Here is a 10840-nt window from a genome sequence, read left to right as displayed (position 1 = left end):
TCAGCCCAGCAGCGTCACGTCCAGCGCGTCGATCTCGGCGTAGAACGAGACCTTCGTCAGCGTCACGGTGTTCCAGCCCTTGTGCAGCCGGATCTCCGTGCTCAGCGTCTGCCAGTCGCCCCACCGCGTGTGCGGGAAGAACACCGTGCCCTGGTCCTGGCCGTTGACGGTCACCCGGTCCGAGGAGCGGAGCAGGTAGCCGCCGCGCTCGGAGCCGTTGGCGAAGCGGATGCCCAGCTGGGCCTTCTGCGTGTGCGGCGCGTACACCTGGACGCTCACCGAGCTGTCGGGGAAGTCCAGCCCACCCACCTTGGCGCCGCCAGAAGCACTGTCGTCGCCGACCACACGCGCGTGGGTCACGGTGCCGGCCTCGGCCTCGTACCGCGTCGCCCCGACGGGGTTCGCCGGGGTGACGAAGGGCAGCGGCTGCGGTGCGTGGTCGTACACGTCGATGGCGTCGATCTCGGCGTAGTAGGTCGCCTTGGTCAGCGTCACGGTGTTCCAGCCGGCCTTCAGGTCGACGCGGCGCTCGGCGTTCTGCCAGTTCCCCCACGTGGTGTGGGGGAAGACCACGTCGGCCTGCGCGACCCCGTTGATGCTGAGGTGGTCGCTGGACAGCACGCGGTTGGGCCCGTCGAAGGACCCGTTGGCGTACCGGATGCCGATCGTCGCCGGTCCCGCCGCGTCGCGGTGGACCCGCACGGTCACCGAGCTGTCCGCGTTGTCGAGCCCGCCGACCTTCTTCCCGCCCGAGGCGCTGTCGTCGCCCACGACCCGCGCGTCGGTGATGGTGCCGTCCTCCGCCTCGTAGCGCGTCGCCTCGGCCTGCACGACCGGCGTCCCGTCGGCGCTCCACGTGAGCGGGCTGGTGTACATCGCGCGGTACGTGAACGTCGGGTCCCAGCCGTGGAAGATGATGACCGTGCTGCCGTCGGGCCGGGTCACGACGTCCTGACCGCCGGGGCCGCGCACGTCGCCCTGGAAGCGGTCGGAGGTCATGAGCTCCCCCCGCTTCGTGTACGGGCCGGTGATGCTCGTCGCGGTCGCCCAGCCGGTGCGGTAGTTCCCGCCGTAGAAGTCGTTGGCCGAGTAGAAGAGGTAGTACGTGCCGCCGTGCTTGACGAGCGTCGGGCCCTCGACGACCGCGCCCTCCCAGGGCTGGTCGTTGTGGATGAGCTCCGTGCCGGGCCCGGTCAGCGTCGTGCCGTCGGCGGACAGCGGCTGGACGTAGATGGTCGCCGGCTTGCTGCAGCAGTTGCCGTCGGCCTTCCACAGCAGCCAGAGCTGGCCGCCCTCGCGGTAGGTGGCCGCGTCGATGGCACCGCCGAGGTCCGGCGGGTTCGTCTGCGTCGGGCAGACCAGCGGCTGGTCGCCCACCGGCGTGAACGGCCCGGCCGGGGTCGACGCCGTCGCGACGCCGATGCACTGCTTCTGCGAGGCCGCGTCGCGCGCGGTGTAGTACATCGCGAACCCGCCCGGGACCTGCTGCACGTCCGGGGCCCACACGCACGAGTCGGTCGCACCGCCGGGCGCGAACGAGCACGGGCCGGTCCACGCGCCGAGCTGCGGGAGGGCGTCCGGCTGCGGGGTCCAGTGGCGCAGGTCGGTCGAGGTCTGGTGCTGGATGTTCTGGCCGTGGTCGTTGGTCGCGTACGCGTGGTAGACCCCGTCGACCAGCAGCACGTCCGGGTCGGGGACGTTGCTGTCGATCACCGGCGCGATCGGGAGGTGGCTCCCGTCGTCGCGCTTGGCCGCCGCGGAGGCGGTGCCGGACAGGGCCGGGGCGGCGAGGCCCACGGCGAGCAGGGTGACGGCGAGCCGCGCTCGCCACCTCCGGGACTGCGGTGGCACAGCGTGCCTCATGACAAGGGACCCCTTCGACGTCGTCGTCCGTTGGTGCCCCACAGACTGCTCGGCGACCGATCGCTCGTCAACCACCGGCGCGCATCCGACGACGCAAGCGTGCAGGAACGATCACCGGGATCGCAGAGGCCAGGGACCCGTCCGTCCCGGCGGGCGCTCCGAACCCCTCTACGGAAGACTCGCTCCTGCGAACCCTTTGCAACTACGTCCTGCTGGCCCTAGGGTCCAGGAGGAGCCGAGCCCGAGCCGGAGGAGCAACGCCGTGGCGCTGATGACCGTCGAGACCCCGGCGGACCGCCCGACCCTCGTGGGACGCGTCCGTGCGCGGCTGTCCCGGGGCGAGTGGGCCTCGCTGCTCGGCATGGCCGGGTTCGTCCTGCTCCTCCACGTCCTCGGCTGGGGCCTGCTGGTCGGCGTCATCGCGCCGCACCACTACCGCATCGGCCCGCAGGAGGTCTTCGGCGTCGGGCTCGGGCTGACGGCGTACACCCTCGGCATGCGCCACGCCTTCGACGCCGACCACATCGCCGCGATCGACGGCACGACCCGCAAGCTCATGGCGGAGGGGAAGCGTCCGCTGTCGGTCGGCTTCTGGTTCTCGCTCGGGCACTCCAGCGTCGTGTTCGGGCTCTGCGCGCTGCTCGCGATCGGCGTCCGGGCGCTCGCCAGCCAGGTCGAGGACGGCTCCTCGCGCCTGCAGCAGGTCACCGGCCTCATCGGCACCAGCGTCTCGGCGACCTTCCTGCTGCTCATCGGGCTGCTCAACCTCGTGGTGCTGCGCGGCATCCTCGGGGTCTTCCGCCAGATGCGCAGCGGCACCTTCGACGAGGCCGAGCTCGAGCGCCAGCTCGACAACCGCGGGCTGCTCAACCGCGTGCTCGGCCGAGTCATGCGGGGTGTGAGCCGTCCGTGGCAGATGTACCCCGTGGGCCTGCTGTTCGGCCTCGGCTTCGACACCGCGACCGAGGTCTCGCTCCTCGTGCTCGCCGGCGGAGCTGCCGCCTTCTCCCTGCCCTGGTACGCGATCCTCGTCCTGCCCGTGCTGTTCGCCGCGGGCATGAGCCTGCTCGACGCGATCGACGGCTGCTTCATGAACTTCGCCTACGGCTGGGCGTTCTCCAAGCCGGTGCGCAAGGTCTACTACAACCTCACCGTCACGGCGCTCTCGGTCGCCGTCGCGCTCGGCATCGGCGCGATCGAGGTCGTCTCGATCCTCGTCGACCGCTTCGGCATCACGTCCGGCCCGCTCGCGACGGTCGGCTCGCTCGACCTCAACTACGTCGGCTACGCGATCGTCGGCCTGTTCGTCGTGACCTGGGGCGTGGCGCTGGGGCTGTGGAAGTGGGCGCGCATCGAGGAGAAGTGGACAGCCGGCCTCGTGCAGGCCGACTGACCGCCTACGGCGTCCCTCCGCCCGCACCGGGCGCTCCGCGGAGCGCCGGGTAGCGTGCCCGCGTGCACGCGCTCATCTGCATCGACGGCATCACCGCGCCCGACGGCGTCCGGGTCACCCGCTGGGACGGCCGCAGCGCGCTGCCTGACGACGTGGCGGACGTGGGGTTCCTCGTCCCGCCGTACATCCGGTCGACCGAGACGATCGCGGCCGCGGTCCCGCACCTGCCCGCCCTCCAGGTCGTGCAGACGCTGTCCGCGGGGGTCGACTCGTTCCTGCCGCTGGTGCCCGACGGGGTGACGCTCTGCAACGCCAAGGGCGTCCACGACGCCTCGACCGCCGAGCTCGCCGTCGCGCTCGCGCTGAGTGCGCTGCGCGACCTGCCGGCGTTCGCGCTGGCGCAGGACCGCGGGGAGTGGAAGCCGCGCAGTACGCGGGGGCTGGCCGACCGGCGCGTGCTCATCCTCGGCTACGGCTCGATCGGCGCCGCCGTGGAGCGGCGGCTCGCGGGGTTCGAGGTGGAGGTCACGCGCGTCGCCCGCCGCCCCCGGGAGGGCGTCCACGGGCTCGACGAGCTGCCGCAGCTGCTGCCGCACGCCGAGGTCGTCATCGTGCTCGTGCCGCTCACCGACGCCTCCCGCGGGCTCGTCGACGCGGAGTTCCTCGCCGCCCTGCCGGACGGCGCGGTGCTCGTCAACGTCGCGCGCGGGCCCGTCGTGGACACCGACGCACTGCTCGCGGAGCTGCAGTCGGGCCGGCTGCTCGCCGGGCTCGACGTCACCGAGCCCGAGCCCCTGCCCGCGGGCCACCCGCTCTGGTCCGCCCCCGGACTCGTGCTCACCCCGCACGTGGGCGGCGGCACGTCGGCGATGCACCCGCGCGCGCAGGCGCTCGTCACCGCCCAGCTGGCCCGTTGGGCCGCCGGCGAGCCGCTCGAGAACGTCATCACCGGTGACTACTGACCCGACGGTCCGCGACCGCATCGCGCGCGGGCGGTTCGTCTCCGTCGAGCTGCTGCCACCGCGTACCCCCGCGGGGGAGGAGGCGCTCGCCGCCGCCCTGCGCGAGCTCGCGCCGGTGCACCCGGCGTTCGTCGCCGTGACGTACGGCGCGGCCGGCAGCGACCGCGGCCGCACCGAGGCGCTCGTCGAGCAGCTCGCCGGCACCGACGTGCTGCCGCTCCCGCACCTCACCTGCGCCGCGCACCGCCGCACGGAGCTGGTGGGCATCCTCGACCGCTACATCGCCGCAGGGGTGACGAGCCTGCTCGCGCTGCACGGCGACCCGCCGCTGACGGCGACCGAGCCGCTGCCGCCCGGCGAGCTCCGGTACGCCGTGGAGCTCGCCCGCCTCGCGCGCGACCGGGGCATCCCGTGCGTCGGCGTGGCCGTGCACCCCGAGGGCCACCCCGCCGCCGACACCCGGGAGCAGGACCTCGACCACCAGGCGGCCAAGCTGCGCGAGGCCGACTTCGCGCTGACGCAGTTCGTCAACCGGGCCGAGGACTACCTGGGCTTCGTCGACGAGATGGCGGCGCGCGGCGTCACCACGCCGGTCGTGCCCGGCCTGCGCGTCATCAGCACCGTGCAGCAGGCCGAGAAGATGGCGCTGATGTCGGGCGCCCCCGTGCCGCAGGAGCTGCTCGACCGGCTGCGCGCGGTCGACGGCGACCGGGAGGCGGGCCGTGCCGTCGGGGTCGCCCACACGACCCGCGTGGCGCGCGAGCTGCTCGCCGGAGGGGCGCCGGGGCTGCACTTCTACACGATGAACCGCGCCACGGGGACGCTCGAGGTGCTCGCCGGGCTCGACCGGGCCTGACGTCCCCGCACGTCCACGCCTCGGTCGGCCCGTCCGAGCGGCGGGACCGGCGCGTACGATCACGACGGCCAACTCCGGCGCACGCGAAGGACATGGGCATGGTGGACCTCAAGCCCCGCAGCAGGGACGTCACCGACGGACTGGAGAAGACCGCGGCGCGCGGCATGCTCCGCGCGGTAGGCATGCAGGACGAGGACTTCGCCAAGCCGCAGATCGGTGTCGCGTCCTCCTGGAACGAGATCACCCCCTGCAACCTCTCCCTCGACCGCCTCGCCAAGGCGTCGAAGGACGGCGTCCGCAAGGCCGACGGCTTCCCCATGGAGTTCGGCACGATCTCGGTGTCCGACGGCATCTCGATGGGCCACGAGGGGATGCACTTCTCCCTGGTGTCGCGCGAGATCATCGCCGACTCGGTCGAGACCGTGATGAGCGCCGAGCGCCTCGACGGCTCGGTCCTGCTGGCCGGCTGCGACAAGTCGCTGCCGGGCATGCTCATGGCAGCCGCGCGCCTCGACCTCGCCAGCGTGTTCCTCTACGCCGGGTCGATCCTGCCCGGCAAGGCGCGCATGTCGGACGGGACGGACCGCGAGGTCACCATCATCGACGCGTTCGAGGCCGTGGGCGCGTGCGCCCGCGGGCTCATGTCGCGCGAGGACGTCGACGCCATCGAGCGGGCGATCTGCCCCGGCGAGGGCGCGTGCGGCGGCATGTACACCGCGAACACCATGGCGGCGGCCGCCGAGGCGATGGGCATGTCGCTGCCCGGCTCCGCCGCCCCGCCCGCCGTCGACCGCCGCCGCGACGGCTTCGCGGTCGCCTCCGGTGAGGCCGTGGTCGGCCTGCTGCACAAGGGGATCACCGCGCGGCAGATCCTCACCAAGCCGGCGTTCGAGAACGCGATCGCGGTCGTCATGGCGCTCGGCGGCTCGACCAACGCGGTGCTGCACCTGCTCGCGATCGCCCGCGAGGCCGAGGTCGACCTGACGCTGCAGGACTTCATCCGCATCGGCGCCAAGGTCCCGCACCTCGGTGACCTCAAGCCCTTCGGCCGCCACGTGATGTACGACGTGGACCGCATCGGCGGCATCCCCGTCGTCATGAAGGCGCTGCTCGACGCGGGCCTGCTCGACGGCTCGACGCTCACGGTGACCGGCAAGACGATGGCCGAGAACCTCGAGGAGCTCGCTGCCCCGGCGCCGGACGGCACGGTCATCCGCCAGCTGTCGAACCCGATCCACAAGACCGGCGGCATCACGATCCTCCACGGCACGCTCGCCCCCGAGGGTGCGGTCGTGAAGTCGGCGGGCTTCGACAGCACGGTCTTCGAGGGCACCGCGCGCGTCTTCGACGGCGAGCGCGCGGCGATGGACGCGCTGGAGGACGGCACGATCGTCGCCGGTGACGTCGTCGTCATCCGCTACGAGGGCCCGAAGGGCGGCCCCGGCATGCGCGAGATGCTCGCCATCACCGGCGCCATCAAGGGCGCGGGGCTCGGCAAGGACGTGCTCCTGCTGACCGACGGCCGGTTCTCCGGCGGCACCACGGGCCTGTGCGTCGGCCACGTCGCCCCCGAGGCCGTCGACGCGGGCCCGATCGCGTTCGTGCGCACCGGCGACCGCATCCGGCTCGACGTCGAGAACGGCCTGCTCGACGTGCTCGTCGACGACGCGGAGCTCGAGTCGCGCAAGGAGGGCTGGGCCCCGCCGGCGCCGAAGTACACGACGGGCGTGCTGGCGAAGTACCGCAAGCTCGTGGGCTCGGCCGCCACCGGCGCCACCTGCGGCTGACGGACGACGGGGCAACCCCCTTCCCCGTGATCATGCACATCTTGGGGAGGGGCGTGTCGCGCCCCGCCCCTGCGGCGGGGTGCACGCCCCACCCCTTCCCCGTGATCATGCACGTCCTGGGCCGCCCAGGACCTGCATGATCACGGGGGGGTGGGCGGCCACGCACGAGGGGCGCACAGGATGTGCATGATCATGCGGAGGCATGGGGGGTGCCGTGTCGAGCGGGGCGCCCAGGATCTGCATGATCACGGGGAGGGGCGTGGGCCTCGCGGCAGGGGCGAGTGGACAGGACGGCGGGGCGTCGGGCAGGATGGGACCGTGCAGAACCTCCTCGTACTCATCGGGCGCGCTGGCTGACGACCTAGCCGAGCGCGCTACCCCTCGTCGCCCAGTTCATCGGGCCGGGGGGTTTTTTGTTGGCCGAGGACCGTACGTCACACTGGAACCGCAGTCGAGGAAGGTGGAAGAGTGGCAGAGCAGCTCACCGGCGCGCAGAGCCTGGTCCGCTCCCTGGAGGCCGCCGGCGTAGACACCGTCTTCGGCATCCCCGGCGGCGCGATCCTCCCGGCCTACGACCCGCTGTTCGACTCCGAGAAGATCCGGCACATCCTCGTCCGCCACGAGCAGGGCGCGGGACACGCCGCCGAGGGGTACGCCGTGGCCACCGGCCGCGTCGGCGTCTGCATGGCGACGAGCGGGCCGGGCGCGACCAACCTCGTGACGCCGATCGCCGACGCGTACATGGACTCGGTGCCGATGGTCGCGGTGACGGGGCAGGTCCCCAGCGCCGCGATCGGGACGGACGCCTTCCAGGAAGCCGACATCAGCGGCATCACGATGCCGATCACCAAGCACAACTTCCTCGTGACCGACCCGGCGGAGATCCCGCGGGCGATCGCCGAGGCCTTCCACATCGCCTCGACCGGCCGACCGGGCCCGGTCCTCGTCGACGTCGCGAAGGACGCCCTGCAGAGCCTGACCACCTTCACCTGGCCGAGCAGCATCGACCTCCCGGGCTACCGCCCGGTGAGCAAGCCCCACGGCAAGCAGGTCCGTGAGGCGGCGAAGCTCATCCTGTCCAGCAAGCGCCCGGTGCTCTACGTCGGCGGCGGCGTCATCCGCGCCCGCGCCTCCGCGGAGCTGCGCCAGCTCGCGGAGCTCACGGGCATCCCCGTGGTGACGACGCTGATGGCGCGCGGGGCCTTCCCCGACAGCCACCCGCAGCACCTCGGCATGCCGGGCATGCACGGCACCGTCGCGGCGGTGACGGCCCTGCAGAAGGCCGACCTGCTCATCACGCTCGGCGCGCGGTTCGACGACCGCGTCACCGGCAAGCTGTCGAGCTTCGCCCCGCTGGCGAAGGTCATCCACGCCGACATCGACCCGGCCGAGATCTCGAAGAACCGCACGGCGGACATCCCCATCGTGGGGGACTGCCGCGAGGTCATCAGCGAGCTCACCGCGGCACTCAAGGCGGAGTTCGAGGCGCAGGGCCACGGTCTCGACCTCGCCGCATGGTGGGCCACGGTCGGGTCGTGGCTCGAGCGCTTCCCGCTCGGCTACGACGAGCCCGACGACGGCTCGGTCTCGCCGCAGTACGTCATCTCCCGGCTCGGCAAGATCGCCGGCCCCGAGGCGATCTACGCCTCCGGGGTGGGCCAGCACCAGATGTGGGCCGCGCAGTTCATCGACTACGAGAACCCCAACACCTGGCTGAACTCCGGCGGTGCCGGGACCATGGGCTACGCCGTTCCCGCCGCGATGGGCGCCAAGGTCGGCCGTCCTGACGCGACGGTGTGGGCGATCGACGGCGACGGCTGCTTCCAGATGACCAACCAGGAGCTCGCCACCTGCGCCATCAACGACATCCCGATCAAGGTGGCCGTCATCAACAACGGCAGCCTCGGGATGGTCCGCCAGTGGCAGACGCTGTTCTACGGCGGGCGCTACTCCAACACCGACCTGCAGAGCCGGCGCATCCCGGACTTCGTCAAGCTCGCCGACGCGTACGGCTGCGTGGGCCTGCGCTGCGAGAGCGCCGAGCAGGTCGACGCGACGATCGAGAAGGCCATGTCGATCGACGACGCCCCCGTCGTCATCGACTTCGTCGTCCACCAGGACGCGATGGTCTGGCCGATGGTCGCCGCCGGCACCAGCAACGACGACATCATGGTGGCCCGCAGCCTCGCTCCCGTGTGGGACCGCGAGGAGAGCGAGACGGGCGTGGAGGTCCAGTGAGCAAGCACACGCTCTCCGTCCTGGTCGAGGACAAGCCCGGGGTGCTCGCCCGCATCTCGGGGCTGTTCTCCCGGCGGGGCTTCAACATCGACTCGCTGGCGGTCGGCCGCACCGAGACCCCGGGCGTCTCCCGCATGACCGTCGTGGTCGAGGTCGACGAGCTCCCGCTCGAGCAGGTCACCAAGCAGCTCAACAAGCTGGTCAACGTCATCAAGATCGTCGAGCTGGAGCCGTCGACCTCGGTCCAGCGCGAGCTCCTGCTGGTCAAGGTGAAGGCCGACCTGCAGACCCGGTCCCACATCCTGGAGACCGCCCAGCTGTTCCGCGCCAAGGTCGTCGACGTCGCCACCGATGCCGTCACGATCGAGGCCACCGGCAACGGCGAGAAGCTCGCGGCGCTCCTGCGCGTCCTCGAGCCGTTCGGCATCAAGGAGCTCGTGCAGAGCGGGATGGTCGCGGTCGGCCGCGGCTCCCGCTCCATCGCCGACCGTGCGCTGCGCCCGGTCGAGCGCAGCGCCTGAGACTCGCGTCCCCCCACCCCACCGCAACAGGAGAACCCCCAGTGGCAGAGCTGTTCTACGACGACGACGCCGACCTCTCGATCATCCAGGGCCGTACGGTCGCGGTGATCGGCTACGGCAGCCAGGGGCACGCGCACGCGCTGTCCCTGCGGGACTCCGGCGTCGACGTCCGCGTCGGCCTGCCCGAGGGCTCGAAGAGCCGCGCCAGGGCCGAGGCCGAGGGCCTGCGCGTCGTCACGCCGGCCGAGGCGGCCGCCGAGGCCGACCTCATCATGATCCTCACGCCGGACCACGTGCAGCGCCACGTCTACTCCAGCGACATCGAGCCCAACCTGCAGGACGGCGACGCGCTGTTCTTCGGCCACGGCTTCAACATCCGCTTCGGCTACATCAAGCCCCCGGCCGGCGTCGACGTCTGCATGGTCGCCCCGAAGGGGCCGGGCCACCTGGTGCGCCGCGAGTACTCCGAGGGTCGCGGCGTCCCCGTGATCGTCGCGGTCGAGCAGGACGCGACCGGCTCGGCCTGGCAGCTCGCCCTCTCCTACGCCAAGGGGATCGGCGGCCTGCGCGCCGGCGGCATCAAGACCACCTTCACCGAGGAGACCGAGACCGACCTGTTCGGTGAGCAGGCCGTCCTCTGCGGCGGCATGTCCGCCCTCGTGCAGACCGGCTTCGAGATCCTCACCGAGGCGGGCTACCAGCCCGAGGTCGCGTACTTCGAGTGCCTCCACGAGCTCAAGCTCATCGTCGACCTCATGTACGAGGGCGGCATCGCCAAGCAGCGCTGGTCGGTGTCCGACACCGCGGAGTACGGCGACTACGTCTCCGGCCCGCGCGTCATCGACGCCTCGGTGAAGGCGCGCATGAAGGACGTCCTCACCGACATCCAGGACGGCACCTTCGCCGCCCGCTTCATCGCCGACCAGGACGCCGGTGCGCCGGAGTTCAAGGCGCTGCGCGCGCAGGGCGAGCAGCACCCGATCGAGGCGACCGGCCGCGAGCTGCGCAAGCTCATGAGCTGGGTCAAGTCGTCCGACGACGACTACACCGAGGGCTCCGCCTCGCGCTGACGCTCGTGCTCCCGGGTGCTGGCGCACCCACCACAGACCCCGCGGCGCGCCCACCCGGCGCACCGCGGTAGCGACCGGCCCCGAGCCGGCGCGCCCCCGGAGGGGCCGTCCCCGACACCACGGGGGACGGCCCCTCCGTCCGTTCCTGAG

Annotated in this window: 8 protein-coding genes; 7 read left to right on the top strand and 1 reads right to left on the bottom strand. The window is 72.1% G+C overall.

Going from position 1 to position 10840, the window contains the following annotated elements; translation table 11 throughout:
• Positions 1-1851 (bottom strand): family 43 glycosylhydrolase, encoded by a 1851-nt coding sequence (locus tag EV189_RS12190; protein WP_231116331.1) that lies wholly within the window; start codon positions 1849-1851, stop codon positions 1-3.
• A gap of 283 nt (positions 1852-2134) precedes the next feature.
• On the opposite strand from EV189_RS12190, the gene nicT reads away from it, so the two are divergent.
• From nicT to ilvC, 7 genes are all read left to right on the top strand, one after another.
• A complete protein-coding gene (gene nicT / locus EV189_RS12185; RefSeq protein WP_196788579.1) occupies positions 2135-3256 on the top strand; it encodes a Nickel transporter NicT in 1122 nt (373 codons plus the stop codon).
• A 62-nt stretch (positions 3257-3318) separates the two neighbouring features.
• Positions 3319-4218, top strand: coding sequence for a 2-hydroxyacid dehydrogenase (locus EV189_RS12180; protein ID WP_130493235.1), 900 nt, complete (start codon positions 3319-3321; stop codon positions 4216-4218).
• The gene (locus tag EV189_RS12175) at positions 4208-5074 is read left to right on the top strand and encodes a methylenetetrahydrofolate reductase (protein WP_130493234.1); all 867 of its coding nucleotides are present in this window, start codon (positions 4208-4210) and stop codon (positions 5072-5074) included. Before EV189_RS12180 ends, EV189_RS12175 begins: the two co-directional genes overlap by 11 nt.
• A gap of 98 nt (positions 5075-5172) precedes the next feature.
• Positions 5173-6861, top strand: a complete 1689-nt coding sequence (ilvD, locus tag EV189_RS12170) for a dihydroxy-acid dehydratase (protein ID WP_231116330.1) — start codon at positions 5173-5175, stop codon at positions 6859-6861.
• A 468-nt stretch (positions 6862-7329) separates the two neighbouring features.
• Positions 7330-9099: an acetolactate synthase large subunit gene (locus EV189_RS12165; protein ID WP_130493232.1), complete on the top strand. Its 1770-nt coding sequence runs from the start codon at positions 7330-7332 to the stop codon at positions 9097-9099.
• Entirely contained in the window at positions 9096-9620 is a 525-nt protein-coding gene (ilvN, locus tag EV189_RS12160; RefSeq protein ID WP_130493231.1) for an acetolactate synthase small subunit, read from the top strand. The genes EV189_RS12165 and ilvN overlap by 4 nt, the downstream gene beginning before the upstream one ends.
• A gap of 41 nt (positions 9621-9661) precedes the next feature.
• Positions 9662-10690 carry a ketol-acid reductoisomerase gene (gene ilvC / locus EV189_RS12155; protein WP_130493230.1) on the top strand — a complete coding sequence of 343 codons (1029 nt, stop codon included), beginning with the start codon at positions 9662-9664 and terminating at the stop codon, positions 10688-10690.
• The last annotated feature ends 150 nt before the right edge of the window (positions 10691-10840 follow it).

The sequence above is a fragment of the Motilibacter rhizosphaerae genome, from assembly GCF_004216915.1.
Taxonomy (GTDB): Bacteria; Actinomycetota; Actinomycetes; order Motilibacterales; family Motilibacteraceae; genus Motilibacter; species Motilibacter rhizosphaerae.
Note: the sequence above shows the minus strand (reverse complement) of the source record. Positions and strands in the feature narration are given on the sequence as shown.

Coding starts and splice junctions, on each gene's coding strand:
- nicT (WP_196788579.1), top strand. CDS start 2,135: ATGACCGTCGAGACCCCGGCGGACCGCCCGACCCTCGTGGGACGCGTC.
- ilvD (WP_231116330.1), top strand. CDS start 5,173: ATGGTGGACCTCAAGCCCCGCAGCAGGGACGTCACCGACGGACTGGAG.